Raw genomic sequence first — 26397 nt, 5'->3', positions numbered from 1 at the left:
GACTGCGGACTGCCGCTGGTTTAAATTGAACTAACGTGTCCGTTAGCGTCAAGACATACTTGCCAGATGCTCCTTAAGACGATCCATGGTCTGTTCGGCACCTGGGACGGCATATGTTTTCACCTTATCGAATACAGCGGCACTTTCTTCAAAAACCGTGCTATAAGTGAGTTCGGTCTTACCATTGAGATCCTCAAAGATGGCTGTCGCCAGAAAATGGGGAAACACAGCATGTTTGATGACGATTCGCTCGGGTTTAACGACTTCGACAAAGACGTTGGTGTTGGGATAATCGACGCCATCAGGACCGTGCATGATAAACTCCCATGTACCGCCCGGTTTCATGTCAAACTTATGAAAAGTCGTCGTAAAACCTCGAGGTCCCCACCACTTCGACAGGTGCTCCTCTTTCGTCCAAGCATCAAACACAAGATCGCGTGGAGCATCAAATACGCGGGTGATCACAATCTTTCGTTCACCTACTTGCGTTGCGATTTTGTTTGTTGCGCTGTTTTGGTTCATGTCCATCCCTCCCAAATGAATTTGACTTTGACTTGTTGAAACCTATATCACTATGTAGCTTCCCTTGCGTTCCTTCCCATGTTTAAATAAGGGGTAAGTTTTACAGTCATCATTTTTTCAATCATAGCAAATAAACAATGCATTGAGTTCTTCCAGATTGCTCTCTTGAAGAGCCCAATCACTACATCGAAAACGCCCGTCAGGCCGCCTGAGAATTTCATTCTTGGGCGGCCTGCTTTTCGATCCGATGGATCTATGAATATTATATATTTTTGACATTTAACATTCTGATCGCATTAAGTATAGCGAGCACGGATACGCCCACGTCTGCAAATACTGCTGACCACATGCTCGCGATTCCAAATGCTCCTAGAATAAGAACAGCAAATTTTACGGTTAAAGCAAACGTAATATTTTGCTTGACAATTCTTAATGTTTTACGTGATATTTTTACGACTGTGGCGATTTTCGAAGGTTCGTCCGTCATGATGACGACATCTGCCGCTTCAATTGCGGCATCAGAACCGAGCCCGCCCATGGCAATACCGACATCGGCTCTTGCTAGCACAGGAGCATCGTTAATACCGTCACCGACAAAGGCAAGTGTGCCTTTTGCTGATTTTTCGCTAAGCAATTCCTCCAATTTATCGACCTTGTCGCCTGGAAGCAGTTCGGTATATGCTGCATCCAATCCAAGCTGGTTCGCTACTTTGATACCTGCTGCTTTACTATCGCCTGTCAGCATTACTGTTTTGCGAATTTTATTTGCTTTCAAATCTCCGATCGCTTGCTTAGCATCTTCTTTGATCTCATCCGATATCGTAATAAAACCTGCATAAGCGCCATTGACAGCGACATGAACTACAGTGCCTACGATTTCCCCTCTATTGTAAGGAATGTTTTCTCGCTGCATCAGTTTGGCATTACCCGCCATAACGGAGCGGCCATCAAAAAGCGCCTTGACACCATGTCCTGAAATTTCTTCAGCATCAGCTAATCTTGCGTTATCAATCGGTCGTCCGTAAGCTTGCTTAAGCGACATTGAAATAGGGTGATTGGAATAACTTTCTGCATAAGCAGTAATTTCCAACAGTTCGTCTTTGGACATTCCATTTGGTTGAATATCGGTTACATTGAATGTTCCTTTTGTTAAGGTACCTGTTTTATCAAATACAATAATTTCGGTATCGGCTAAGGCTTGAAGATAATTTCCGCCCTTAACCAATACACCCATTTTGGAGGCGCCGCCAATACCGCCGAAAAAGCTTAATGGAACGGAAATAACTAATGCACATGGACAGGAAATAACCAAAAATACTAATGCTCTGTATACCCAGTCGCTAAAGGTGGCTCCGTCAACAAAAAGTGGTGGAATAACGGCGATCAACGCGGCAACGATGACTACAATCGGAGTGTAGTATTTAGCAAACTTCGTAATGAAGTTCTCCGTGGTTGCTTTTTCACTGCTGGCATTTTCGACCAGATCCAATATTTTGGCAACGGTGGATTCTCCGTATTCCTTGGTTACTTTTATCGTTAAAACGCCATTTAAATTGATAAACCCACTTAAAATATCATTGCCTTTGGATATCTCTCGCGGTACGGATTCGCCTGTTAATGCAGATGTATCTACCATCGATGCACCGTCAATGATTTTACCATCGAGCGGGACCTTCTCACCGGCCTTTACAACAATAATATCGCCTATAGCCACTTCTTCAGGGTCGACCTTTACCAGTTTTCCGTTTCGTTGAACATTGGCATAATCAGGACGAATGTCCATTAACCCAGCGATCGATTTGCGCGATTTATCAACAGCGTATGATTGGAACAATTCTCCAACTTGGTAAAACAGCATAACTGCAACGCCTTCAGGATATTCTCCAATAATAAATGCACCAATAGTTGCAATGCTCATTAAGAAGTTTTCATCAAATACTTTTCCGCGCAAAATATTCTTTAGAGCTTTAAGCACAACATCGCCGCCGGCAATCAGGTAGATACCGAGATACGCCCAAAGCCTCCACGAATCAGCAACAGGGAATATCACCACAGTTAAAAATAAAACCAAGGCTGTGATTGTACGGATTAACCGTTGTTTCTCTCTCATGATTTAATCTTCACTCCATCTCCTTGCATACTATGAATGGCCATGATGATTCCTCACGGCCATTCATAGTACCGCTGGTTATTAAGCTTTCACTACAACGCCTGGTTCGACTTTTTTAATCGTTGCTTTAGCTTGTTCCACAACGCTATCAAATTTGTCGTCAGCTGCTTCAAGCACCAGCTTGCTGGTCATGAAGCTTACAGTTGCTTTGCTGACATCTTCTATTTTTGATACCGCTCTTTCCAATTTAGCTGCACAGTTAGCGCAATCGAGTCCTTCTAATTTAAAAGCTTTTCTCATAATAACTACCTCCCTTTTTATATTTATGCATGAACAATTGCTCATATTTAAATATATTGTATAATTTCGTTTTATTCAAGTGCAAAATGAATATTGTTTTAAAATCTGCTTGATGCAACATGCCTTCTTGCGGCCGATATGCTTCTTCCATCATGGTTTTTACTGACAGCGTGGCCAAGGATACCGGCAAGCTATCCGGTTCTAGGTAGCCCTATGAATCTGTAAGAGGCGATTACTTTCGTCAACAAAAAGAGAACGCCGAGTTAAGGACGTTCTCTTGGATATTCAGGTATATTGATTAAAATCTTAGGAAAATCCCTAGCGTGCTCCACCTCCATTCAAGTATGCCATATAGATGTCACAGTTGATAGATTATGCTTAATACGTATTCAAAACCCACCCATTAGGAGGCATCACAAAATGAACAATTTCAAGATTGAAAAGAAGCAAGCCTTTCGTGTCATCGGTTTTAAAACCATCCTAAACGATGGGACAAACATCCACTCTCCACAGTTTTCAAGCCAAAAGACATCTTTTTTCAAGAGCGTGATGGATAATGGTCAAATCGCCAGCCTTCGCCCTTATGCAGAAAGCCCTTATGGTTACGCCGCAGTAGCCAAGGAGAATGGTTATGTCAATTATTATGCGGGTGTTCAATCTTCCAAACCTCTGCCTGAACATGCTGTTGAAGTCCACTTCCCGGAAAGTGAATATTTAATTTTATCAGGAAGCGGCGGATTATCGCGCTTCGCATTTGATAAGTTGCAAGATCAAGCATTTGGCTCCCTTTTAACCGATGAGTACGAATATGAATATTCTGGGGCACCGATCGCCGAAGTTTTGCTTAATGGAAATCCGACGGACGCTGAAGTTGAAGTATGGGTGCCTGTGCAAAAACGGAATGTCAGATAAGGCAGCGCAACAGGCTTATTGACTTGCGTTAGCAAAAACATGCTAATGGCCACGTTTGGCGACGTCTACATGAATTTCCTCCCCGTTAACGTGCCGGCCGATCTTCTGATCGAGCAATGCTTGCGGGAACCCGGACAAAACCAATGATCGCACATTAAGCCCACCCTTGATAAGGGTGGGCTTAATGTGCGTCCAGAGCGTTATGGAATTTTGATTGTCTTTCAACTCACAAGGAATTCCCTCTGCAAAATCTCATGAGCTGCGTTTCAGCACACTTCTAGCCAATTCGATAAAGACCCTAAGCGATGGTGAAATCCATTTCTCTTGATGCCATAACATTTGAGTAGTAAATCGTATTTCAGATAAATCCCAGGGCAAAACGATCAGTTCCCCCCGCTCCACTTCTCCCTTGATCACCATTTCAGGCAGCAAGGCAATGCCGAGCCCCGTCATTGAGCATTGTTTAATGGCTTCTGCACTGTTAAACTCCAGCTCGGTCAAGCTGTCGGCCCCTTTTCTCAACAATGTGCGATAGAAATATAACCGATAAGAGCAGCCCTTTTCGCTTAATAGAATATGCTCTCCGTGAAAGTCCTCTATGCTTAATGTTGACCGTGAAGCCAACGGGTGGTCAGGGGAAACAACCATAAGAAAGGGTTCGTCTAGCAAAAGCTCCGTATGAAGGTCCGTAGATACGGCAGGTTCATCCAGCATAAAGACCACATCCGCATTTCCTTCTCGCAGGCTCTGTTTCAAATTGTGGCTGGACAAGGGCCGGAACAAAAGACGAACGCGCGGATAGCGCTCGCGAAAAAGCCGGAGCAATGCGGGCAACCGGTACGTACAGAGCACCTCGTCTGCACCGATTATAACGGTACCGGTCAACTCCCCCCTCTGGCTTGAGACATGCCGAGCCTCTTCAATATCATTTAAAATTTTGTTGGCATAGGGCAAGAACTGGTAGCCTGCGTCTGTTAACACTACAGTCTTGCCCAGGCGATCCAGCAGCTTGACCCCCAATTCTTCCTCTAAAGCTTTGATTTGCATCGTTACAGTGGACGGAACATAGTTCAGTGATTCCGCAGTGCGGCTAAAACTGCGGGTGGAAGCAAGCGTCCAAAATGTTTTAAGTTGGCGGATTTCCATTGGGAAAGCACCTCTTCATTCAAAATAAATGAACATAACAATCAAAAACGTTTCGTTGATTTGATGGTAATCCTATCGTAGAGTAAAAATCAAGCTTCACCCCCTAAAAACTTGTATTGTAAAGGAGGCTAAGGAAATAAAGATCCTGAACATTCTGGTTCGGCGTAACTGAAGCTGGAGGATTACGATGAAACGCTTGCCTTTCATGAGGCACTGTTCGGACAATAAGCGCGACTTGACTTACCCATACTTCGAAAAAAATATTATACGGGGAGAATCGGATCATGAAAGATTACGAAATTTATCCGCTCGGAGATGTCGAACTGCAATCGGGCCACATGCTGCCACAAGCCTTTCTTGCCTATAAAACCTACGGAACTTTAAACGCCGCCAAAAGCAATGCGATTGTCTATCCGACCTGGTTCGCGGGCCTGCATACCGATAATGAGTGGTTGATTGGGCCAGACAAAGCGCTCAATCCCGACAAATATTTTATTATTGTGCCCAATATGTTGGGGAACGGTCTGTCGTCCTCCCCTAGCAATACACCGGCCCCTTTTGACAGAGCGAATTTCCCGCTCGTCACGATTTACGATAATGTCCGGCTACAACACCAGCTCGTAACCGAGAAGTTCGGCATTTCGAAGCTTGCTTTAGTCGTAGGCTGGTCGCTCGGGGCGCTGCAAACTTTTCAATGGGGGGCAAGCTATCCGGAGATGGTTGAGCGAATTGCGCCGTTTGGCGGAACAGCAAAGACCAGACCGCATGCTCAAGTTGTTTTTGAGGCGTTGATCGCCGCATTGCAAGCCGATACCAATTGGAAGGATGGCTTTTATATCCGTCAACCTGCAGCTGGACTCGCCGCAATGGGGCGCGCTTATGCCCCTTGGGGGTTTTCTCAGGCCTATTATTTGGACCAACTTTATCAGGCGGAGGGATACCCAACGTTGAAGTCTTATCTGGAAGACTACTGGGATCAAGTGTTCTTTTCTTTCGATGCCAACGACTTGATTGCCATGCTCCGCACAGGGATACACGGGGATATTAGCGCCACTCCTGCAGACAACGGAAATTTTGAACAGGCGTTGAACCGAATCACCGCACATGCCCTTGTTATGCCGGGTTCGACCGATCTGTTCTTTCCTCTCGAAGACAACGCGTATGAAGTAGAGCATATGCCGAATGCTGTTTTCCGGCCTGTTGAATCCAAGTGGGGCCATTGCTTCGGAATCGGAGCCAACGAACCGGATTCGTTCGTAATCGACAACCATCTGAAACAATTTTTGCAGTAAATCATGACTTTCAAAATTTCACAACATTTTAACTGAACTCAGTTTGATTGACTGAGCTCTTTTGCCGCTTAGCGGAAAAGAAGTCATTTGCGCTATGCCCGGCGATAAAAAAGCGTTCGTCCCGAAAAAATAGTCGCAGGATACCGGCGGTCATGCCGATGCCCTGCGACTTTTCAGCGCGTCTTAGTTCATTTGCCTTCCTCGTCTGCCGAGGGACCGTAGAGGCCCGGCACCGGAATATCAAGTAGCCGCAAATAAACCCCGAGCTGCGCACGGTGGTGGACCATGTGGCTTAATCCAAAGGTGCGCAGCGCGATCGCCCGCGGTTGGCGCATGATGATATGGTCGCCGTTCCGCAAGGTCCATTCCTCGCCGAGCGTTTTCTCGTCGCATTCGGCTAACAGCTTTTCAAGCTTGACGACGTTCGCGTCGAATTCCGCCAGCACGTCTTCGCGTCTTTCCAAAGGTTCCCGCCGAAGCGGCACGGTTGAAAGATCGAATTCCGGGTAAAGAAAAATCGCGACTTGCCAGTTCAGCAGGTTGATCAGGTGCGTGGCCAGCCCGCTGAGCGTCATCGATTTCACGTGCGGCTTCCATGTCATATGCTCCTCGGGCAAGCGCTCCAGGATGCGGCGCGTCGCGGCCAGCTCATGCATGGCGTCTCCGATGATCAGTTGTTTCACCATAGATTCCCTCTCCTCCCTTATTTGGCGTTCTCCTTGCGGATAACGATACGCTCATTATAATCAATACATACCCGCTGCTCAAATTCTATTAGCTGACAAATCGACAATCTTCGACCATACATTTTACCAATTAGATAATCTTGTTATTCCTACCATTCAGTTTGGGTTTTGTTTTTAGATGCTGCAATTATCTACCATTACCACGCAGCAGTCTTTATCGTAACCAATCTGCAGCAGTTCATCAGCCTTAGAAGCAGATCTCAAACGTTATAGAGCCCCTGAGACATCGTAGATTCTATATGCAAAAGAAGGGTCCTCAACGGAGTTGTCAGATATTTATCTCGATGATGAACTGCAAACAATTCATTTTTCAACAAGAGGTCTTTGACAGACAGTGAAATCAATTTCCCCTGCGATAGGGGCTCGCTTACAAGAACATCCGGCAAAATCGTTATGCCGAATCCAGCCTTGGCAGCTTCGATCAATGCTAGGGAATTTACGCTTGTCCATGCAGGTTGCGCGGTATGTCCGGACAAATAAAGAACGCTGTCTAAAGTATCGCGGATGGCACTGCCCTTTTCACGCAATAATAGTTTTTCGGAGCAAAAATCTTGCAGAGTCAACTCCCTGCGAGTGATAGGATAGTCGGGAGAACACACAATATATAACGGATAGGAAGCAAAAGGGGTACATATAAAAGGCCCTTGGGGAGCCGTACCTTCAATCAAAGCGATGTCAGCTTTGCCGTTCCTCAATATTTCGATGGCATTTGCTGCGCTGACCACATCGACATTGATCGATATATCAGGCCAATCTTTTTGAAAGGCTTTCAATATTTTCGGTAACCAGAACGCTGCAATTGTAATACTGGAAACAATGTGCAGGGGGGCTTGTTTTTCCAAACAGTTGATACGTGCATCCAAGGCTTCGCACGTAGATAAAATCGGTATAATTTCCTCCAGCAAAAGCCGGCCGCTTTTTGTAAGCTGAACGCTTTTTGACAGTCGGTCAAACAATGCTGTCCCTGCCTTTTCTTCCAGTTCTCGTATTGCATGAGAAACTGCCGATTGCGTGATATATAACCTTTCCGCAGCCCTTGTAAAATTTCCCGTTTCTGCAACTGCCCGCAATATTTCAAAATGCCGAAGCGTCATCATAGATGCTTCTCCTCCCATGAATAAAACTAATCGTTATTGCGAAATATTATCATTTTACTAATCGATCAACAACCTCCATAATAACAGGGTGACAAGGAGGCGATCAGATGATAAGCGAAAAAACCAAACTATATATCTGGCTTCTGGGCATAAATTTGTTTATCAGCACATTTACATTTGGCGGTGGGTATGTTGTTGTTCCGATGATTCGGAAGTATTTTGTATCCGGAAAAAAACTACTCAGCGAAGATGAACTCGTCGATATGGCTGCCATTGCACAGTCTTCACCAGGAGCAATCGCAATCAACTTGTCAACTCTCGCAGGATTTCGGGTAGCGGGGATGATGGGCGCTGTAATCAGCTGTATTGCTGCTGTCATTCCATCCCTCGTCATATTGGCATTCATCTCCATCTTCTATGTTGCTTTTGCGGCGGATCCGTCAATCTCCGCAGTATTGAGAGGAATGCAGGCAGGCGCGGCAGCCCTTATCGTTGATTTCGTTGTTGATATGTGCAGTGCGATGATCAAAGAACGTTCTTTATTTCTTTCTCTGATGATTCCGGCGGCATTTTTGGCAAATTTTATCTTTGAAATCAATGTGGCAATTATCCTCATAGTGTGTTGTTTTATATGCATTGTGCGCGTGTGGCTTAACGAAAGGCGGCAGAAATAATGGGGGAATTATTGAAACTGTTATTGGTCTTTTTTCAGATCGGTTTGTTCAGTATCGGGGGTGGGTACGCAATCATCCCGTTCATTCAGGAACTGGCAGTTGAAAAATACGCATGGGTATCGCAAAGGGTTTTTACCGATATCATTGCCATTTCGCAAATGACGCCCGGCCCGTTAGCGGTAAACACCTCCACGTTCGTTGGCTTACAGATTGCGGGGATGCCGGGCGCAATTATCGCTACTTTCGGCTGCGTGATTTCAGGAGTCGGCATTTCTATTTTGCTGTATCGTTTTTTTCAAAGATTCAATAAATCCATCTATGTGTTTGAAGCTTTGAACGGCTTGAGGTCGGCTTCACTGGGGCTTATTATTTCCGCTGCTGCAACAATATTGCTATTGACGTTTCTTGGGACATCAGCAATAAGCGTGGCTGCTAATGTGGATTGGATTGCTTTAGGTCTATTTACAGGATCTTTGTTTGTATTGAGAAAATGGAAGATGAACCCGATCCTTCTCATGGTTCTGACGGGGATACTAGGAGGCATTATTCATTAAAAATCGTACTGTTAAAGGAAATAACAAGGAACGCTGTTTCTACCTTCATGAACCTTCAGAATATCAGCCTCGGATTTCGCGACTTCGCATGCGTATATGTTCTTGTCCCCCGACAGATGCCGTGATCTGGACGAACGCCAAGAGTGTTCCAGGTGCTCACACCGCTGTAAAGGGGCCACGCCTCTAATCTTTACGGGGTAGGCCCGATGTTGTGCGCGAATTCAGCAGCTCGGCAGCAATTTGCGTACGGTTCTTGAGTCCCGTCTTTTGCAGCATGGCGTTCAGATGCTTCTTGACAGCCGCTTCGCTAATAAACAACGATCCGGCGATTTCCTTGTTGGTGGACCCGCTGGCAATTCGTTCGGCCACTTCAAGCTCCCGCGGGGTCAACCGGCTCAGCAGAGAGTCCTCCGCCTTTCGCTGATCCGTATGATGATGTTCTTTCATCGAGCCATTTTCCGTTCTTAAACTCGCCGCCTTCTTCAAAAACGCGTGCAACTTGCTCCCACGGGTATCCAAGCGGTACGCTGCAGCCTGGATGCCGCTGCTGTAGATGTACGGGTTCTCTATGCCGATTACGGGTTCAAAGCCCATACCGATATGGGAATCCCGGAAAAAGGGCAGTGCCGGAGGGCAAGCGATAAGCAAAGCCCCCGATAAAACGTGCTCCATGATCAGATTAACGCTGTCCGAACGCAAATCGCGGCTTTCAGGGTCCATCACATCCACGGCATAAATGAATTTGCATGACTCGTTCCCCTGCGGACTGTGGTCTTCCGTCAACAACCGGAAGCAAGGAGCCGAAAGCGGGTTCCGTAGTAAATATGGCAGTGTATCGGCCCGAACGGACAGCATCGCCGCCAGCCCGAGAACGTCGCCGTCCGGCCCCCGCAGCAGGCGGAATGAATCCAGCCCCAATGCGGCCAATTCGGCCGTATTCCATCCGGCCAGTCGAAGCAGGCTCTCTTGTCCCGTTAACTCATAACGGAACCACTCATCGCTGTCCGGATCGGAGCATACGATTCTGGCCGTCTTGGCCGACGACTTCCGCCGTTCGATATACTTCTCCATCTCCGACAGCGTTTTCTTCATCACCGGCTCCCAATAATTTGCCGAGCTGCGATTGTACCGAAAATGCGCGCGCAGGATCGGATGGCCTGAATGGCTGATCAGCTCGTATATATCCGGAGCGGCGCTGGACCCTCCCGCCATTTTCAAGCTGATCCGTTCGTTAGAACCGCAGTCAGTCGCTCAAGGTACTGTGTAAACGTATCCGGCTGCCGTTCCCGAAAAGTCTGCCGGGCAGCGTCCCGGACAAGGTCATGCAGCTGCCATCCCCTCGCAGAGCTTCCGACAAAGGAAAGCTTGATCAATCGTTCGAATACTCCGTCGGATAACTCTGCCTCCATCATCCGCTGCAGCATTTCGAGATCGAAGCTTCGGGGAATGGATGCCGCATATACCAAGGATCGGAGCATTTCGTCAGGTACCTCCTCAAGCCAGTATTGCAGCAGTTCCGCGTGCGTTTCCCGCTTATCGCTGCCGCGGAATTGGCCGCTACCCGCGTTGACGGCGAGCAGCGACAAGGAAAGCGGATGCCCCGATGAGATCAGCCACAGCCGGTCGATCAACGACTCGTCCGTAACTCCCTGCCGCCGGAGATAGGTTCTCGCCTCCTCATACTGCAATTCGGACAGCGGAAGGGCGACGATCAGTCTTCTCCATAACGAAGACATCTTCCAGGGGCCGCCCAGCGGGTACCTCCCTGAAATAACGATCAGCAGATCGGACCGGAGACGGGGAAAAAAGGTTTCACGGAGCCATGGGTCAATGCTTCCGGCTTCCTCGTATTGATCCAATGCCAATACGACCTTTTTTCCCTCTGCGCTGCTGTTGAGGCGCTCCGTAATCCGTTCTGCAAGCACTGTATCCATAAGGCTTTTCCCAATATCGAAGTCCAGTTTCGACGCCAAGTCCTGCATAAAAAGGTTCGGGTTGCCCATACAGTCCTGCATGTCCATCAGCACAAACCCGGCCCCCGCAGTCTCCGCCAAGCGGCTAAAGCGCGTCAACAGCGTAGTTTTGCCTATTCCGCCTGTGCCGTGCACATTTAATATTTGCGCCGTTCCTTCGCTTCCGGCTTCCAGCATCCTGCTATAATATTGGCATTCAAAGGTTCTTCCCGTAAATTCCTCGGCGCCAAGCCTGATCATTACATCTCTTATCGTTTCCATGTTCGGTACGCTCCCGGTAAAATTCTTAGCCAAAAGTATACTATCAAAGTAACAGGATGGGTAGTATTCCCTTCCGTTCCTGCATGTTACCGTGTAGAGGAAGGGAGTGAATGTCCATGAATCCAACGGATCGTGAACGTCTGTTAAAGAAAGACCGAATCAGTGGATCGGAGATTCTGCTGCGTACCCTGCTCCTCGAAGGGGTCGAATGCGTCTTCGGATATCCTGGGGGTGCCGTGCTGTATATCTACGATGCGATGCATGGAAATCCGGATTTCAAGCATATCCTGACCCGGCATGAACAAGGAGCCATTCACGCCGCAGACGGATACGCCCGCTCCACCGGCAGGACAGGCGTTTGTCTGGCCACATCGGGGCCCGGTGCCACCAATCTGATCACCGGTATTGCAACCGCGCATATGGACAGCGTTCCGCTGGTCGTTATCACCGGCAATGTGGCTACGTCGCTGCTCGGCACCGACGCATTTCAAGAAGCCGATATCGTCGGCATGACCCAGCCGGTGACCAAACACAGCTATATGGTTCGTACGGCAGATGAACTGCCGCGAGTGCTTCGTGAAGCATTTCATTTGGCAAATTCCGGGCGTAAAGGACCGGTGCTGGTTGATATCCCGAAAGATGTGTCCGCTGAGATGACGGAATTTATATATCCGGAGGAAATATCCATAAGGGGCTACAAGCCGGTTCCCGACGTCCGACCGGATCAAGTCGGCAAGCTGGCCGCAGCCCTTCGGGGTGCCAAGAAACCGCTCATTCTGGCGGGAGCAGGCATTATCCATGCCGGAGCTGAACAGGCGCTGGCGGAGCTGGCTCAACACTTTGGCATCCCCGTGACGACAACGCTGCTGGGAATCGGGGGATTTCCTTCCGATGATCCTCTTTCGCTCGGCATGGCAGGCATGCATGGAACTTATGCCGCCAACCGGGCGTTACTGGAGTGCGACTTGCTTGTCGCTGTCGGTTCCCGGTTCGATGACCGGGTGACCATGCGGCTTGACGGATTCGCGCCGCAGGCGGTCATTGCCCACATCGACATTGATCCCGCCGAGATTGGCAAGCTGGTGCCTTCGTCCATCCCGGTTACCGGAGATGCCTGCACGGTACTTCGTGCGCTGCTCGATGAGCTTCGGGCAGATTCAGCTACGCACGGTTCCTTTCATGCCAGCCAAACCGCATCGTGGATTGCCGAACTGAACCGGATGAAAATGCTTCACCCTCTCCGCTACCGCGAGGATCAGCAGGAACTCAAGCCTCAGCATGTGATCGAGATGATTGCCGCCACAACCGGAGGGGAAGCCATTATTACGACGGACGTCGGGCAGCATCAAATGTGGACCGCGCAGTTCGGCCGGTTTAACCACCCCCGTACCCTGATCACTTCAGGCGGTCTCGGTACGATGGGATTCGGTTTCCCCGCAGCCATCGGCGCCCAAATCGGCAATCCCGGACGAACCGTCATATCGATCAATGGTGACGGCGGAATGCAGATGTGCGCACAGGAGCTGGCGGTGTGCGCCATCCATCGAATCCCCGTGAAGATCGTTGTGATCAACAATCGTACGCTGGGCATGATTAAACAATGGCAGGAGCTTGTCTATGAGGGGCGCCACAGCCATATCGATTTGTCCGGCAGTCCGGATTTTGTCAAGCTCGCGGAAGCTTATGGCATAACGGGGCTGAGGGCGCAGAACCCGGCGGAAGCACAGCGGGCGTGGCAGCTTGCCATGGATACGGAAGAGCCCGTTCTGATCGATTTTGTGGTCGATCGGGATGAGCTTGTTTTCCCTATGGTGCCGCAGGGGATGGCACTAAGCGATATGATAACGGGGGAAGAGATAACGAATGGATAGGCATACCATTTCTGTATTGACCAATGATCATCCGGGCGTACTGCAGCGGATCGCCAATTTATTCAGCCGCAGAGGCTATAATATCGAGAGCATTACGGTAGGCGGCTGCGAAATCGAAGATTTGTCGCGGATGACGATCATCGCCGCGGGCAACCGTCAAATGCGCGATCAGTTGATCCTTCAGTTGAGCAAGCTTATCGACGTAATCCAAGTCATTCCGCTTGATCTCGCTCCCAAGCTGTCGCTGAATTAATGCTCGTGAAGCTGAAGGCGGCACCTGGTCAGAGGCAGGAAATTATATCGATTGCGGAAACGTTTCGATGCACCATTGCCGATGTCGGTCTGGACGCGCTCGTCGTACAGGTTGTCGGCGAGACAGCACAAAACAACGCTTTGCTTCAGCTCCTGAAGCCGTATGGACTGCTTGAGCTGACACGAACCGGCGAAACCGCGATGAGCCGGCCATAGAGGGTATGACAAAAGGCAGCCATGGACGAAACATTCGTCCTTGACTGCCCTATGTTGTCATGAGTACAAACACAGAACCGTGCTTATGCCCTTTATTCTATGCTTTTCAAGGATTCAATCATATTGATTCGTGACACTTTTCGCCGCAGCAGTAAGTTCGAGAGAATCGTGAGCACGAATGCAAGAATAACAGCCATCAGCATGACAAACAGATTTAACTGATTCGGTATTTGCTGATGAGTGCTTGACAATGCCTTAACAACTAAGGAATACATATAGCCGCTAATCGGTAACGCTACAAGAACCGCAAAGGCGGTGAGGATGATATTCTCAAAGAAGATAAGCCGGTTTATTTTCTGCTTCGGATAGCCTAATACCTTCAATGTGGCCAGCTCACGATTTCTTTCATAAATGTTAATGGAGGATATCGTATAGATGGCGCCAAAGGAAAGAACGACGGCACTTATAATAAACATGATGAAGATAAAACTATTTTGCTTCAAAATATATTGCGCGGATTTCTTTAAATCATTGTTATCTGAGATCGTATCCGCCTGTTGATCTTGTTCGAAGAAATGACGAACGCTTGCAAGGTCAGTGGCGCTGCTGGCTTCTACTAATAGCGACGATGGTTTGTAGTCGATGCCAAAGCTCTGCAGATACGCTGGCGTAACATAAAACGACGGATTCGAATACTGAGTGGATATTTGCAATACCTTCATTTCGACCGTTTTATTGGAAAACTCCGGCGCAGTGAACTTGATTTGGATGCTATCCCCTTCTGCTATCCGATAGTTGTCGGCATACGATTGGGGTACTAGCACGCCGCCGTCCTTCAGAGAGACCTGATTGCCTTTTTCGTCGAAGAAACGAATAAGATTGTTTTCTTTCTCCGTAACAACTAACGTGGCTTTTTCGTTATCATCCCCTTTGATGAATTCCACGGGAAAGGTGGATAAATCATAACTGCTTGTAATGCCGATGGGTAACTGTAACGTCTCCGGAGCACTGTCTCTCGCATAATCGACTCTTAAATCATAGGTGTTCACCTTTTCAATTTGGTCGGCTACTTTTTGCAAGGATGTCATCGTACCAAAAGCTGTAATCAATAAAACCGTGCTCACCACAACACCAACGGAGCTCGCTAATGCTTTTGGTTTATTTAAGAATATATTTCTCATAATGAGCTTGTAGCTGTAGGAAATATGACTCCAGATCCCCGGAATTCTTTCGATGAGCAGCTTCTTCATCTTCTTGGGTGGTTTGGGACGCATCGCCTGAGCTGCACGTTCTTGTAGGATGGCTCTGCCGCTCAAGTAACAGGACAGGATTCCGAACGCACTTGAGAAAAGGATGGGTGGAATCACAGAAGTTAAAGATAGGGAGAAGGAAATGTCAGGCAGCGAGTAGGCTTTTGCATTCGACGCCTTTACTAATGGAATAAATACACTAGCGGCAGTGACACAACCTAGAATGGAGCCTATGATCCCTACCAGCACCGGGTAACCCATGTAATGAAGCATGATGTTTCTGTTTTTGACGCCCAACGCCTTCATAATGCCTACTTGATTTCTTTGCGAATCAATGATTCGCGACATGGTAAGGAATAGAATAATCGCTTCGATGATAAAGAGAACCAGTGGGATAACCTTGCTCATCAAGTTATTATTATGAATGGTTTGTTGTAGTTGAGAATAGCTGAACGTGCGCTCTTTACTTATTTGGTTTACGTAGGAGAGTTCTGCGGATTGTGCTTTAATAGTTTGGCCCAATTGGTCAATATCGTAGCCTTCCTTAGCATCAATCAAGATTTCATTATAGGTTAAGCCGCCTGCGATTTGAGGAACAGCAGCTTCAGCTATATACGCTACTCCTGAGGTTTTATGATCTTGAATTTTGTTCTTTTTGGCATATTCCACATTCTCGCCCAAGCCGCTAATGGTGAACGTCACATTTTTGTCATTCAAGCTGATCTGAATTTGATCGCCGACTTGGTACTGATGCTCTTTGGCATAATGGGAATCCAGCAAGACCTCATCCTGTTGGGACGGAATCCGGCCCTCAATGATCGTAGGCGTATTGATTTCATTATTTGCAGGGATCGAATGTATCTTTATCGCAGCTTTCAAATCTTCAAAAACCTGCGTCGCCTCCGAGGTGTACCGTTCTTCGATTTTGTTTATACCTTGGATTTCGCTTAATTTAGCAACGTCCTGCTTGGATATTTGGTCGTAGTAAACATTCAAGTCGCTTAAATTATGCTCTTTATAGTAACCCTTTGTATAATCGCTAAGATTATCGCTTAACGTAACCAATCCCGCATAGAAAAAAGCGCCCACTGCAATAACCAACACAAACGCAAGAAATTGTCCGATCGATTGTTTGATATCCCTTAACAATTTTAAAAATAACTTCATCATTACCACTCGATCCCTTCAACATTCTGTTTGTCATGATTGATCGTCACGCTTTCGATCCTTCCGCTCTTTACCTTAATAATTTTATCCGCCATAGGAGCAATCGCGGAGTTATGCGTGACCAAGACAACGCACTTCTTCGTTTCCTTGTTCAAATCTTGAAGAAGCTTTAAGACGGATTTTCCTGTAACATAATCCAAAGCCCCCGTCGGTTCGTCGCACAGTAAAAGCAACGGATTTTTTGCAACGGCTCGCGCGATCGCAACGCGTTGTTGTTCTCCTCCAGAGAGTTGGGAAGGGAAGTTCCTGATGCGGTCCTTTAATCCAACCTTGCATAAAATATCTTTAGCATCCAAATGGTTTTTACATACTTCCGTGGCAAATTCAACATTTTCTAGCGCGTTCAAATTCGGAATCAAGTTATAAAATTGAAATACAAAGCCAACTTTCTCAGCGCGGTATTCGGTTAATTTTTTTTCGCCCAACTTAGTGATTTCTTGATCGCCAACAAACACTTGACCTGTAGTAGCCGTATCCATACCGCCTAGGATATTCAAAATCGTGCTTTTTCCGGCACCGCTAGCCCCCAGTACAACGACGAACTCTCCCTCTGATATGGAAAAATCAACGCCAGCCAAAGCCTTGATCGGCACTTCTCCAACTTTATATTCTTTCGTTACGCTTTTGAATTCGATTAGCTTTTTCACTTCTTACATCTCCTCGTGATATATTGTACCTTCAGCAATCCTCGATCTTACTCGAAAAGGGCTCAACTAACTCGCATCCGTAACAATCTTTCTTGGTTGTCAGAGCCAATACGCAAAGCACCAACCCCTCTTTTTTGAATTGTACGTTTCATCGCCGTGTTACCTATACTTTACTTGGTACTGATTATTGCAAGATGTTGTTAATCCTATGGTACTGAATATAATTCGGTACTGTTTTGCAGATCATACCAAATTATGTTCGAAATAGCAAGCAAAATTAGGTAAACCAGCGTTTTCGGCGTTGGTTTCGTTCTACAAGTTCGACACGTCCCGCTCTTTCTCGTTTCGATTGATTTTCGTAAGCTCGTACCACCAGTTGGGTCCGCCCCCCCACATATTCCATAAGGAAAAAACAAAAATCCCCGTTTCCAGGGGATATCCATAAGATATAAAAAAGTATAAGCTTCGGAGATGCGGCTTCCTTATATCGCAAGAAAAACTTCCGCTAAATGCGGTCTCTCTTCTAAGAAAGTACGTCGATAGACGTTTTTCTTACTAACTGGTACTCACATTTAAGGGTTCGAATAACTGACTAATATCGGTTCTTTGCGCTTCACGAATCCTATCAACTGCCGGCTGCCCTCTAGTCTTTGTTCAACTAATGTTTTCCAATATTTTTGCATAGAACTACTGAATGTTCGTTCTCCTGTAAAGTATAGGCTGCATGTCCTTATTGTCGTAATCTGCCTGTTAGTTGAACATAAGCAGCCGATAACAAGACCGGCTGCCTTCTTCTTTTTGATTGAGCTATCGTTTTTCGCTAGCGTAATGACTTGATCTTCCATACTTAAGCGTAAAATAGCCCCGGCATACATATTACTTACTTGGCGATTCCCTTCCGCATTACGCCAATAGCGATCCCGCCTTAGAAACGGACATCCGGCGCTGCCGCCAACGAGATAGCCCGCTTAGTTCGTGTGTGCGATCGCACTGATTTCGATGAGCTGCTCCGGAAACGCCAAGGATGTCACGCCGATGAGACTGCGGCGGGTCTGTGTTGTCCCATGTATTCCTTGAACAGCCGGATGCACGGCTCGGCATGCTCTTGCGAGTTTGTCAGATAGACCTCTACATAAGCGAGGTTCGACTTCGTGACACCAAATCCCGCCAGCACGCGATCAAGATTTTCCAACGTCTTCCGGGTCTGCGCTTCGATATCACCCTGGCCAACGAACTTCCCTTGCATATCATGGGAAAATTGCCCCGAAATGTAGATGGTGCCGTTAACGCTGTAGCCCTGGGTGATGCCGTGATCCCAAAGATCGTGATTGTAGCTTTTGACATTAGTCATTTTTTTCTCTCCTTCAGTTCAAAGTAAGGTTAATATAAAATGAAAATGAATAAATAAACAGTACGCACTTTATTGATAGCTACTATCAGAAAGGATAGTGAAAAGATGAGTATGGCCGAATACAAAGGCAAAGTTAAAAACATTCAAGATACCCCTTTTGGTTATACATTGTCAGTAATTGGGGGGAAGTGGAAAATGGTTATTATTTATCTCCTCGCAGAAAACGAACCGGTTCGTTTTAATGATCTGAAAAGACAGATTGGAGCCATTACTTATAAAACATTGAGTTCACAACTCAAAGAATTGGAAGCAGATGGTATGGTGAACCGGAAAGAGTATCCTCAAGTTCCCCCAAAAGTCGAGTACCGTTTGACGGATAAAGCGAAAACACTACTTCCCGTTTTGGAAGAGTTATGTGAATGGGGAGTAAAAAACCAAAATAATTAACCCTATACTCTAAAGAATCGATTGGTTATTTCATGGGCGATAAAATCATGGTTATCGAGGATGAACGAAAAAAAACTAACTCATTATCATGATTGCCGTTCCAGCATTGCGTTTAACCATCGTGCATGGAAAAACGAACAGTCCGAACTTGTCCCTATTATTGTTCTAAGCAGGAAGTGATGCGATAGTTTAGCGGTGTACAACTATTGATGTCAATCGCCTCCTTGACTGCATCGTTTTGGAGCTGGTCAGAGCCTTTAAAGTTTTCGAAGGATAAAATGCATCGTTCACCAACATATTCTGATTCATCGCAGTGAACTGCCCTATTGGAAGCGAAAACGCTGCTCTCTAACGTTTCATAATGTCCTTTCGTTAAGCTTCCGGTAAGATTACTACAAGAAAGAAGACTGCCGGCAAGTTTCGCCAACAGTCCTTCTCTTCCAAGCAGTATACTCCTCATCCTATTCGCTGGACAATTCCTTGAGCGATTTGATTTTACCATGGGGATGCTGTTCTTGCTTTCGTGACTTCCAGGCAGCTTCTTTCCTTCTCTTCTGGTGAGCCATGACAGATATCCTCCTTTGGGAAATTGAGTTGTATACCGCTTCCTTATATTGTCATTCTTCGGCTCTGTTCATTCATAAAAAATGATTTCGTTTTTTTGGTAAAGCTGCCATAACGGCCGTTGCTCCGGCTGCTTCCGCAACTTTGGCTTGCTCGGCATTCATCACGTCCACGATGACACCGCCTTTTTGCATTTCCGCCATCCCTCTTTTGACCCGCTCTGTACCTGTATTTATTTTCACGCCTCCTATTGTTTTTGTTCGGCTTGTCGTACCCCACTCGGCCTGTATTGCTTTTTATGAAATTTCCCATGAATCAATAGATGTGCTGCCAAACCCGCGACAAGTCCCCAAAATGCGCCGCCGACGCCAAGCAAGGTCACATTCGCGGCTGTTGCTAAAAACGTAATCAATGCGGTCTCACGTCCCTTGGGATCCGTTAAAGCGCCCGCAAGACTGCCGCCAATTGTGCCAAGCAATGCCAATCCCGCTAACGTTGCGATAAAGGTAGCAGGAAGAATCAAAAACAGAGCAGCCAGCGTCACGCCAAAAATGCCGACAACAATGTAGAAAATGCCGCAGGAAATGCCTGCAATATAACGTTTTGCCGAATCTTCGTGCGCGTCTTTCCCCGTGCAAATCGCTGCTGTAATCGCTGCTACATTAAAAGCGTGCGAGCCGAATGGTGCTGCAAGGAGCGAACCCAAACCCGTTACGGCCAAAATCGGATTCGCGCTCGTCTTGAACCCGTCATTCCGCAATACGAGCATTCCAGGCATGTATTGGCCCGTCAAAGTAATGATAAACAGCGGCAACGCAACGCCCAATAAAGCATGTAACGAAAACTCCGGTACGACAAATACCGGTGATGCGATCGCCAATTGGATCGTGCTGAAATCCGCTTTCCCCATACCAATCAAATAAATCAGACCGATGACCAGTATGCCAACAATCGCATAGCGGGATGTAAACCGTTTTAACACGACATAAGCAGCAAACAGTACAACGACAAGCAATGGGTCAACTTTCGCTCCTTCAAAAGCTGAAATGCCAAACTGCAGTAAAATGCCTGCCAGCAACCCGGAAGCGATGCCAGGAGGAATAAGCCGGACGAAACGTTCAAACATGCCCGATAATCCTAAAACAATAAATCCTATGGCAGAGATCATGTAAGCACCAATAGCTTCCGGATAAGGGGTTACCGCTAAAGCCGAAACGAGAAAAGCCACGCCTGGCGTTGACCAAGCCGTAATAATCGGTTCCCGGTATCGATAACTTAGCCATATCCCGGTTACACCCACACCGATGGAGATGGACCAAATCCATGAAGCGGTCATTTCGGGACTTAAGCCCGCGACTTTTGCTGCCTGAAATACGAGAATAAAGGTGCCCCCGTAGTTGACAATGACAGATATTAGAGCGGCTATGGTCGGCGATATCAAATCGCGGCCGCGAAGCGAAGGGGTCGTTGTGTTCATAAGCGTTCTCCTGCCTCTCTCCTAATCGTCCTGGCGCGCGTTTTCGTTCCAGTAATAGCCTTCCGGCAAGTAACGTTGACCGAATACGCTGGTCCCTACCCTGATGATCGTGCAGCGCATCGTAGGGACGGATGATGGAAATGGGTTCCTCCTCGCTCAACCCTGTTATTTTGGCGACCTCCACATCTTCAGCACGCGTAAGTTGCTGCAATCCAAAATCACTTATGGGATCCGATACCAAAACTTTTTAACATCGTCTTTTCCTCCTTCTCTATGTAAAGACTGTACGGCAGTCGAATTGTGGCCTTGTATGCAGTGATGGATTCAGCCTGTATAACATTGCATGGTTAAAGAGCACTATGCCAGTATATCAATGAATGGATTTGTTATATATATCCAAAAACGATGTATTTGAGCAATCCAAAAAAGTGCGAAACTGGGAGCGGATAAATCGTTTGATTAGGATACGATGACCCTTCAGGCGCATCAAGGCGGATGAGGGACTAATTGAGGAAGGTATGTACCGACTTGCTGAAACGGTCTTATAGAATGTATGGGGATCCATTCATCAAGGCTATGCCGTAATGAACTTCGTTTCCTTGCTCAAAAATCAATAATAAAGCCACAAGTCTGCGATCAGGACTCGTGGCTCTTGGATATTATTTTACTCATGAACCCTTCGATCCTCTCCAGCGCTTCCGTCAGTTTCCGGGTAGAAGCTGCATAGGAGCAGCGGATATAGCCTTCCCCGCCTGTTCCGAAGACATGGCCAGGCACAACGGCAACTCCTGCTTCCTTCATCAGCTGCACGGCAAATTCCGCCGATGTCAGCCCCGTATTGGAAATGGATGGAAAAGCATAGAGAGATCCCGGCGGCTCGTGGCACGATAGTCCGCTGCTTCTGAGTCCGGCAACAAGCAGCTGTCTGCGCTGGTCAAAACAGGCCCTCATCATATCCTTATCCCCAAGCCCGTTCCGCAATGATTCGATGGCTGCGATTTGTCCGAGCACGGGCGCGCACATCGCGGTGTATTGGTGAATTTTCAGCATAGCTGCGATCAGCTCATGGTTGCCGCAAGCGTACCCTACTCTCCAGCCGGTCATGGCAAACGCCTTGGAGAAGCCGCTGATTACGATTGTCCGTTCCTTCATTCCGGGAAGAGAGGCAATGCTGGTGTGTTGCCCCGTATACGTCAGTTCTGCATATACTTCGTCTGAAAGGACAATCAGGTTGTTCGCCTTGGCGATCTCCGCAATAGGCAGCCAATCCTCGCAGGACATTACAGCTCCCGTAGGATTGTTGGGAAAATTCACCATTAGCAGCTTGGAGCGCGGCGTGATAACCTTTTGCAAAGCCTCGGCTGTGAGCTTGAACCCCTGCTCTGCCGCTGCCGGAACCTCTACCAGCACGCCTCCGTTCAGATGGGCAATCGGGGAATAGGCAATATAGCCGGGAGACGGAATAATCACTTCATCCCCAGGAGCAATAAAAGCCCGCAGCGCCAAATCCACCGCCTCACTGCTTCCCACCGTAACCAGGATCTCATCGGCGGGATTATAGCGGAGCCCAAACCCATTATGCAAATAACCGGCGATTTCTTCCCTCAGCTCCGGCAGCCCGGCGTTCGACGTATACATCGTCTCACCCTTGTTCAAGGCCCGGACGCAAGCGGCCCTCACATGCTCCGGCGTGACGAAATCCGGCTCCCCGACTCCAAGGGATATCATATCTTTGTTAGCTGCGCTCAGATCAAAAAAAGCCCGGATGCCCGATGGTTCGATTTCCCGCACACGCGGGGCAATAAGTTCATTCAACATGAACAAGCCCCCCGTTCCGGCTGCTTCGTTCCGCCAGTGAGACAGCGATAATCCGATCCAACAGGGTGCTGAAGGTCAGCCCTGCCGCATGAGCGCTTTTGGGCAACAGACTGGTCTCAGTCATCCCCGGCAGCGTGTTCACTTCCAGCACATACGGAATGCCGTCCAGCAGCATCATATCAATCCGTGCATACACACTGCATTTTAGTGCTTTGTAACTGGCCCATGCACCGGCGCGCACCTGCTCCAGGGTCTCCAACGGCAAGGCTACCACCTGTTCATCCGCCCCGCCTGCCTCGTATTTGGCACTATAATCGAACCAGTCTCCCTGCATCGCTTCAATCCCCAGGATGGGCAGCAGTTCATCATTTACAATGGAACAGGTTATTTCCTGTCCTTTAATGTAGCGTTCGATCATGACCGAAGAATCCTCGGCAAAAGCTTTCTGCACGGCACTCCGCAGTTCCCGGCTTCCGTTCACCTTCTCCACCCCGATGCTGGATCCGCCCGAAACCGGCTTCACCATTACCGGATAATCCAGCTGTTCTACAGCCTCCTCCGAGAAATCCGCCATGCTGCTCCAGCACAGCCAGTCGGGTGTCTGCACACCTTCGCAGCGCAGAATTTTTTTGGACAAATCCTTATCCATGCACAGGCTGCTGGACAGCACCCCGCTCCCGGAATACGGAATACCCAGCGTCTCCAGTGTCCCTTGAACCGTACCATCCTCGCCAAATGGCCCATGTAGAGCGAGCAGAGCAAAATCCAGTCCCTTCACGGCATCAACCAGTTCTTCCCGCTGCGTAATTACAATGGGAATGACTTCGTATTTGTTCGGGTCGAGATGCTTCACCATTTCTCTGCCCGTCATCAGCGACACCTCATATTCAGACGAAACTCCGCCCATTATTACGCCTACCTTCATCTTCAACACCTCTTATCCCATTAGTTGCCGTGCCACATTGCCGATCATCGCGATTCCCTTGCGAATATCCTCATCACTCACCCTGGAGAAACCAAGACGCAGCGTATTCTGTCCCGTACCATCCGTAAAGAAGATGTCTCCTGCGGTAAAAATAACACCACGCTCACGGCAGGCAGCAAGCAGCGCCCGGGTATCAAAACCTTCCGCAAACGTTGCAAAAAGATGCAATCCGCCGTCTCCCGATAATGCCGCAAAAGGAATATGCTCCTTGCAGCACTCCAGAGTCAACTCGTATTTCCGTTTATATTCCGTTCTTGCCCGCTTCAAATATTTCTCGAAATGCCCCCCCAGCAGATATTGATACAGGAGGGACTGATCTAAGGTCGAAGTGTGAATGCTGCGTGCCCGTTTGATGCTCTCCAGAACCGAGACTAGCTCCCGATCGGCCAGAACCCAGCCAACCCTCAGACCGGGAAACAGCACCTTGGAAAAGCTTCCGAGATAGACTACACTGTTCCCGCTGCCCGCCGCAGCAATAAGCGGCGCAACATGCGCACCAGAATAGCGCAATTCTTCGTTAAAGCCATCTTCAATCACCGGGATTTCATACTGTGTCATGAGCTTCATCAAGTGATGTCTTTTCTCAGGAGACATGACAATGCCTGTCGGATTATGATAGGAAGGCACAAAGTAGGCGCAGTCGTAGTCCCCCTCCTCCAATGCCCGTTTCAGTTCTCCCAGCTGAATGCCGTCCCGCTCCATGGCAATCCCCTTGATCTCAAAACCATGCAGCTTCAGATTCTTGATCGCCGTGTGATGTGTCGGATTCTCGCAGATCACAGCTCCGTTTTTCTTGTTCAATGCCGACAATACAATATCGAATCCTTCCGTAAAGCCATTGGTAATCAAGATATCTTTTCCGTGCATATCCACGCCCTTGTGCTCCATATACTGTCGCAAATAGTCTATTAAAGGTTTATAGCCTTTGGCGTATCCGTAATTCAGGAGCACGTTTCCCTCAACCGACATCCGCTCCATAAAGGCTCTTTTCACATGATTCAGATCGAACAAATTTTCATCCGGAGCGATGCTGGTAAAAGAAATCGTTCCTTTCTCCGCGCGAATGCCCCGCTTCATAATATCCATGTCCTCCGCCATTTCCGCATGTCCATTCAGCCGCGTTCTCCAGTCCAGCGTCCATGAGGGGGCACTGCCACTGCCGGCTGCAGCAATGGCTACATAGCTCCCCTGACCTTGCACCGCATAAGTAAACCCTTCATCCTCAAGACTCTCATAGGCGGAAATCACGGAGTTGCGGCTGACCTGAAGCAGCAGGCTGAGCTCCCGGGTAGAGGGCAGCTTCTGGTTGCCCTGCAAGGCACCCTTAATAATCAAATGCTTCATGTAATCCTTGACTTGGATATATACCGGACGTCCGGCAATGAGCTTGAAATCGTTGAACATCCTTCAATCGCCCCCCATAGCTATCATGGCACAGACGGTACATAATAAAAAGAACCACCGTCCCGGATTTTTCATCCGGTTGTGGTTCTTGGATGGGAGATGTATGAAGTACGGCTAAATATTGTGGACCGCACCGTGAGCTCCCGTAGAAAAACCTGCCTTCCAGTATGCATCGCATCCGGTTCGGCAGGTTCTCTCCGGGGGCCTTTTTCAGCCTTCGAGCAGCGTAATCAGTTTTTGCAGGAGAACAGGCTCTTCATTTCGGAATTGGTTGAACCGGAGCCTCAGTCGTTCAAACACTTCCTTATCTTCGCGAATTTCATGACGAATGTACTGATCCCTCAGCTTCAGCGCCCTTTGGGTTATATCCTTGTAGCCATCCGCAAGCTCTTCGTCGTACGGGATGATCCCCTCATCTACCAAGTACCCGATCCGCTCGCTCATCATTTTTTTGTGCTCCCAGAGCACATGAAGGTGCCTCACATCGCTACGGTCACCGAGCCGGGTATCGTTGCTCTCTATGGCATCATAGTACATTCGCAAATAATCGTATACTTTAATTCCGAAAGCTTCCTCGTTGTCAGGATTGTAATTGATCCGGTTTAAATGGGTCTCTCCGTTTAGGTAATCGCGCAGCTGATCGATTGCGGCCGTTTTATCGAAAGGATAAGGAGAATGCGGTTCGTATTTGTAAAAATACGTATGATGATCGGCCGTGAGCTTCTCCTTCAGAAGATGTTTCATGGACTGGACAGCATCCAGAAACTCCCGGAACGGGATCTGCAGATTACGGTATACCCCCGTATGGTCGAACATGGAAGCATAGAAGACGCTTTTGTCCCAGTCGAAGCCGTATAGGAAAAGATGATGAGGGAACGGCTCTTTCTGATAGGAGGCTGCCGTCGATAACATGGCTTCGTCCAAAAAAACAACGCAATAATAGCCGTTTGCGATCTGATCCGCGAAAAATTTGGGCCAGGCGTCCCATGCCAAACTTTCCAGAATCGTATAATTGACGGAGCAGGTAAGAAGAAACGGGTTGTTGAAATTCAGCTCATTGGGCTTGCCCCGGAAAAAATCGATATAGTACTGCCTGCCGTTCTCCAGAAATTTTTTGTTGCAGTGCAGCTGGATAAAGTTGCTGTAATACCATGGAATCGTTTCTTCGTGAATGCTCGTGATCGAAAGCGTGTAAGCCCACCGCAAAAATCCTTTAAGTGGCGGATGCAGCACCGGAAGCTGAACTGCGTTCATCTATTCTCCTCCTTCAGGCTAGTAATCGGGAATCGTGACCGGCAATG

The 26397-nt window shown here is 47.8% G+C and carries 22 protein-coding genes and 5 pseudogenes; 8 read left to right on the top strand and 19 right to left on the bottom strand.

All coding sequences use genetic code 11. From position 1 onward, the window contains the following. Positions 1-48: 48 nt before the first annotated feature. Positions 49-522 carry an SRPBCC family protein gene (locus XI25_RS01645; RefSeq protein WP_046677053.1) on the bottom strand — a complete coding sequence of 158 codons (474 nt, stop codon included), beginning with the start codon at positions 520-522 and terminating at the stop codon, positions 49-51. A gap of 262 nt (positions 523-784) precedes the next feature. Next, positions 785-2977 (bottom strand): annotated as a pseudogene (locus XI25_RS01640) (heavy metal translocating P-type ATPase). A 375-nt stretch (positions 2978-3352) separates the two neighbouring features. Between XI25_RS01640 and XI25_RS01625 the strand changes: the two are divergent. After that, entirely contained in the window at positions 3353-3844 is a 492-nt protein-coding gene (locus XI25_RS01625; RefSeq protein WP_046677049.1) for an effector binding domain-containing protein, read from the top strand. A gap of 252 nt (positions 3845-4096) precedes the next feature. Here XI25_RS01625 and XI25_RS01615 read toward each other — a convergent pair whose 3' ends face one another. Further along, entirely contained in the window at positions 4097-4990 is an 894-nt protein-coding gene (locus tag XI25_RS01615) for a LysR family transcriptional regulator (RefSeq protein ID WP_046677047.1), read from the bottom strand. Between the two features lie 284 nt (positions 4991-5274). On the opposite strand from XI25_RS01615, the gene XI25_RS01610 reads away from it, so the two are divergent. After that, entirely contained in the window at positions 5275-6282 is a 1008-nt protein-coding gene (locus tag XI25_RS01610; RefSeq protein WP_046677046.1) for an alpha/beta fold hydrolase, read from the top strand. 188 nt (positions 6283-6470) lie between these two features. Here XI25_RS01610 and XI25_RS01605 read toward each other — a convergent pair whose 3' ends face one another. Then, positions 6471-6968, bottom strand: a complete 498-nt coding sequence (locus tag XI25_RS01605; RefSeq protein WP_046677045.1) for a DinB family protein — start codon at positions 6966-6968, stop codon at positions 6471-6473. A gap of 260 nt (positions 6969-7228) precedes the next feature. Next, positions 7229-8125, bottom strand: a complete 897-nt coding sequence (locus tag XI25_RS01600; protein ID WP_200901338.1) for a LysR family transcriptional regulator — start codon at positions 8123-8125, stop codon at positions 7229-7231. 107 nt (positions 8126-8232) lie between these two features. On the opposite strand from XI25_RS01600, the gene XI25_RS01595 reads away from it, so the two are divergent. Beyond that, on the top strand, positions 8233-8799 hold the full coding sequence (locus XI25_RS01595) for a chromate transporter (protein ID WP_046677044.1): 567 nt from the start codon (positions 8233-8235) through the stop codon (positions 8797-8799). Next, positions 8799-9353 carry a chromate transporter gene (locus XI25_RS01590; protein ID WP_046677043.1) on the top strand — a complete coding sequence of 185 codons (555 nt, stop codon included), beginning with the start codon at positions 8799-8801 and terminating at the stop codon, positions 9351-9353. Before XI25_RS01595 ends, XI25_RS01590 begins: the two co-directional genes overlap by 1 nt. Before the next feature lie 183 nt (positions 9354-9536). Here the strand turns inward: XI25_RS01590 and XI25_RS33975 are convergent, their stop codons facing one another. Next, positions 9537-10565: a helix-turn-helix domain-containing protein gene (locus tag XI25_RS33975; RefSeq protein ID WP_052759408.1), complete on the bottom strand. Its 1029-nt coding sequence runs from the start codon at positions 10563-10565 to the stop codon at positions 9537-9539. Between the two features lie 2 nt (positions 10566-10567). After that, on the bottom strand, positions 10568-11587 hold the full coding sequence (locus XI25_RS30935; RefSeq protein WP_052759407.1) for an AAA family ATPase: 1020 nt from the start codon (positions 11585-11587) through the stop codon (positions 10568-10570). A gap of 116 nt (positions 11588-11703) precedes the next feature. On the opposite strand from XI25_RS30935, the gene ilvB reads away from it, so the two are divergent. From ilvB to ilvN (XI25_RS36030), 3 genes are read left to right on the top strand one after another with little or no spacing between them, the layout of a single operon-like run. Further along, positions 11704-13458 carry a biosynthetic-type acetolactate synthase large subunit gene (gene ilvB / locus XI25_RS01580; protein WP_442950346.1) on the top strand — a complete coding sequence of 585 codons (1755 nt, stop codon included), beginning with the start codon at positions 11704-11706 and terminating at the stop codon, positions 13456-13458. Continuing rightward, positions 13451-13711, top strand: coding sequence for an acetolactate synthase small subunit (gene ilvN, locus XI25_RS36035; RefSeq protein ID WP_327204707.1), 261 nt, complete (start codon positions 13451-13453; stop codon positions 13709-13711). Before ilvB ends, ilvN (XI25_RS36035) begins: the two co-directional genes overlap by 8 nt. Further along, on the top strand, positions 13711-13926 hold the full coding sequence (gene ilvN / locus XI25_RS36030; protein ID WP_327204706.1) for an acetolactate synthase small subunit: 216 nt from the start codon (positions 13711-13713) through the stop codon (positions 13924-13926). The genes ilvN (XI25_RS36035) and ilvN (XI25_RS36030) overlap by 1 nt, the downstream gene beginning before the upstream one ends. Before the next feature lie 92 nt (positions 13927-14018). Here the strand turns inward: ilvN (XI25_RS36030) and XI25_RS01570 are convergent, their stop codons facing one another. From XI25_RS01570 to XI25_RS01560, 4 genes and pseudogenes are all read right to left on the bottom strand, one after another. After that, on the bottom strand, positions 14019-16343 hold the full coding sequence (locus XI25_RS01570) for an ABC transporter permease (protein WP_046677085.1): 2325 nt from the start codon (positions 16341-16343) through the stop codon (positions 14019-14021). Between the two features lie 2 nt (positions 16344-16345). After that, positions 16346-17050 carry an ABC transporter ATP-binding protein gene (locus XI25_RS01565; RefSeq protein ID WP_046677041.1) on the bottom strand — a complete coding sequence of 235 codons (705 nt, stop codon included), beginning with the start codon at positions 17048-17050 and terminating at the stop codon, positions 16346-16348. Positions 17051-17068: 18 nt separating this feature from the next. Next, a pseudogene (locus XI25_RS33970) lies at positions 17069-17174 on the bottom strand (PadR family transcriptional regulator); the annotation flags it as partial. An 844-nt stretch (positions 17175-18018) separates the two neighbouring features. Beyond that, positions 18019-18401 (bottom strand): annotated as a pseudogene (locus XI25_RS01560) (RidA family protein). A gap of 105 nt (positions 18402-18506) precedes the next feature. On the opposite strand from XI25_RS01560, the gene XI25_RS01555 reads away from it, so the two are divergent. After that, entirely contained in the window at positions 18507-18848 is a 342-nt protein-coding gene (locus tag XI25_RS01555) for a winged helix-turn-helix transcriptional regulator (protein ID WP_046677040.1), read from the top strand. Between the two features lie 461 nt (positions 18849-19309). Here XI25_RS01555 and XI25_RS33965 read toward each other — a convergent pair whose 3' ends face one another. From XI25_RS33965 to XI25_RS01530, 8 genes and pseudogenes are all read right to left on the bottom strand, one after another. Next, positions 19310-19414 (bottom strand): DUF6254 family protein, encoded by a 105-nt coding sequence (locus XI25_RS33965; RefSeq protein WP_015735743.1) that lies wholly within the window; start codon positions 19412-19414, stop codon positions 19310-19312. A 105-nt stretch (positions 19415-19519) separates the two neighbouring features. Continuing rightward, positions 19520-19648 (bottom strand): annotated as a pseudogene (locus XI25_RS31790) (pyridoxal 5'-phosphate synthase lyase subunit PdxS); the annotation flags it as partial. A gap of 11 nt (positions 19649-19659) precedes the next feature. Further along, a complete protein-coding gene (locus XI25_RS01550) occupies positions 19660-20889 on the bottom strand; it encodes a benzoate/H(+) symporter BenE family transporter (protein ID WP_046677039.1) in 1230 nt (409 codons plus the stop codon). Positions 20890-20910: 21 nt separating this feature from the next. Next, positions 20911-21000, bottom strand: a pseudogene (locus tag XI25_RS36025) (YggS family pyridoxal phosphate-dependent enzyme); the annotation flags it as partial. 525 nt (positions 21001-21525) lie between these two features. Continuing rightward, positions 21526-22707 carry an aminotransferase class I/II-fold pyridoxal phosphate-dependent enzyme gene (locus XI25_RS01545; protein ID WP_046677038.1) on the bottom strand — a complete coding sequence of 394 codons (1182 nt, stop codon included), beginning with the start codon at positions 22705-22707 and terminating at the stop codon, positions 21526-21528. Then, positions 22697-23632, bottom strand: a complete 936-nt coding sequence (locus tag XI25_RS01540; RefSeq protein WP_046677037.1) for a D-alanine--D-alanine ligase — start codon at positions 23630-23632, stop codon at positions 22697-22699. The genes XI25_RS01545 and XI25_RS01540 overlap by 11 nt, the downstream gene beginning before the upstream one ends. A gap of 12 nt (positions 23633-23644) precedes the next feature. Continuing rightward, on the bottom strand, positions 23645-25096 hold the full coding sequence (locus XI25_RS01535; protein ID WP_046677036.1) for an aminotransferase-like domain-containing protein: 1452 nt from the start codon (positions 25094-25096) through the stop codon (positions 23645-23647). A gap of 210 nt (positions 25097-25306) precedes the next feature. Then, entirely contained in the window at positions 25307-26350 is a 1044-nt protein-coding gene (locus XI25_RS01530) for a hypothetical protein (protein ID WP_046677035.1), read from the bottom strand. Positions 26351-26397: the final 47 nt, after the last annotated feature.

Source organism: Paenibacillus sp. DMB20, assembly GCF_000987955.1.
Lineage (GTDB): Bacteria > Bacillota > Bacilli > Paenibacillales > Paenibacillaceae > Paenibacillus_AQ.
Note: the sequence above shows the minus strand (reverse complement) of the source record. Positions and strands in the feature narration are given on the sequence as shown.

Excerpts from the sequence above, each read along its gene's own strand:
- XI25_RS01645 (WP_046677053.1), bottom strand. The coding sequence starts at position 522 with ATGAACCAAAACAGCGCAACAAACAAAATCGCAACGCAAGTAGGTGAA.
- XI25_RS01625 (WP_046677049.1), top strand. The coding sequence starts at position 3,353 with ATGAACAATTTCAAGATTGAAAAGAAGCAAGCCTTTCGTGTCATCGGT.
- XI25_RS01615 (WP_046677047.1), bottom strand. The coding sequence starts at position 4,990 with ATGGAAATCCGCCAACTTAAAACATTTTGGACGCTTGCTTCCACCCGC.
- XI25_RS01610 (WP_046677046.1), top strand. The coding sequence starts at position 5,275 with ATGAAAGATTACGAAATTTATCCGCTCGGAGATGTCGAACTGCAATCG.
- XI25_RS01605 (WP_046677045.1), bottom strand. The coding sequence starts at position 6,968 with ATGGTGAAACAACTGATCATCGGAGACGCCATGCATGAGCTGGCCGCG.
- XI25_RS01600 (WP_200901338.1), bottom strand. The coding sequence starts at position 8,125 with ATGATGACGCTTCGGCATTTTGAAATATTGCGGGCAGTTGCAGAAACG.
- XI25_RS01595 (WP_046677044.1), top strand. The coding sequence starts at position 8,233 with ATGATAAGCGAAAAAACCAAACTATATATCTGGCTTCTGGGCATAAAT.
- XI25_RS01590 (WP_046677043.1), top strand. The coding sequence starts at position 8,799 with ATGGGGGAATTATTGAAACTGTTATTGGTCTTTTTTCAGATCGGTTTG.
- XI25_RS33975 (WP_052759408.1), bottom strand. The coding sequence starts at position 10,565 with ATGGCGGGAGGGTCCAGCGCCGCTCCGGATATATACGAGCTGATCAGC.
- XI25_RS30935 (WP_052759407.1), bottom strand. The coding sequence starts at position 11,587 with ATGGAAACGATAAGAGATGTAATGATCAGGCTTGGCGCCGAGGAATTT.
- ilvB (WP_442950346.1), top strand. The coding sequence starts at position 11,704 with ATGAATCCAACGGATCGTGAACGTCTGTTAAAGAAAGACCGAATCAGT.
- ilvN (WP_327204707.1), top strand. The coding sequence starts at position 13,451 with ATGGATAGGCATACCATTTCTGTATTGACCAATGATCATCCGGGCGTA.
- ilvN (WP_327204706.1), top strand. The coding sequence starts at position 13,711 with ATGCTCGTGAAGCTGAAGGCGGCACCTGGTCAGAGGCAGGAAATTATA.
- XI25_RS01570 (WP_046677085.1), bottom strand. The coding sequence starts at position 16,343 with ATGAAGTTATTTTTAAAATTGTTAAGGGATATCAAACAATCGATCGGA.
- XI25_RS01555 (WP_046677040.1), top strand. The coding sequence starts at position 18,507 with ATGAGTATGGCCGAATACAAAGGCAAAGTTAAAAACATTCAAGATACC.
- XI25_RS33965 (WP_015735743.1), bottom strand. The coding sequence starts at position 19,414 with ATGGCTCACCAGAAGAGAAGGAAAGAAGCTGCCTGGAAGTCACGAAAG.
- XI25_RS01550 (WP_046677039.1), bottom strand. The coding sequence starts at position 20,889 with ATGAACACAACGACCCCTTCGCTTCGCGGCCGCGATTTGATATCGCCG.
- XI25_RS01545 (WP_046677038.1), bottom strand. The coding sequence starts at position 22,707 with ATGTTGAATGAACTTATTGCCCCGCGTGTGCGGGAAATCGAACCATCG.
- XI25_RS01540 (WP_046677037.1), bottom strand. The coding sequence starts at position 23,632 with ATGAAGGTAGGCGTAATAATGGGCGGAGTTTCGTCTGAATATGAGGTG.
- XI25_RS01535 (WP_046677036.1), bottom strand. The coding sequence starts at position 25,096 with ATGTTCAACGATTTCAAGCTCATTGCCGGACGTCCGGTATATATCCAA.
- XI25_RS01530 (WP_046677035.1), bottom strand. The coding sequence starts at position 26,350 with ATGAACGCAGTTCAGCTTCCGGTGCTGCATCCGCCACTTAAAGGATTT.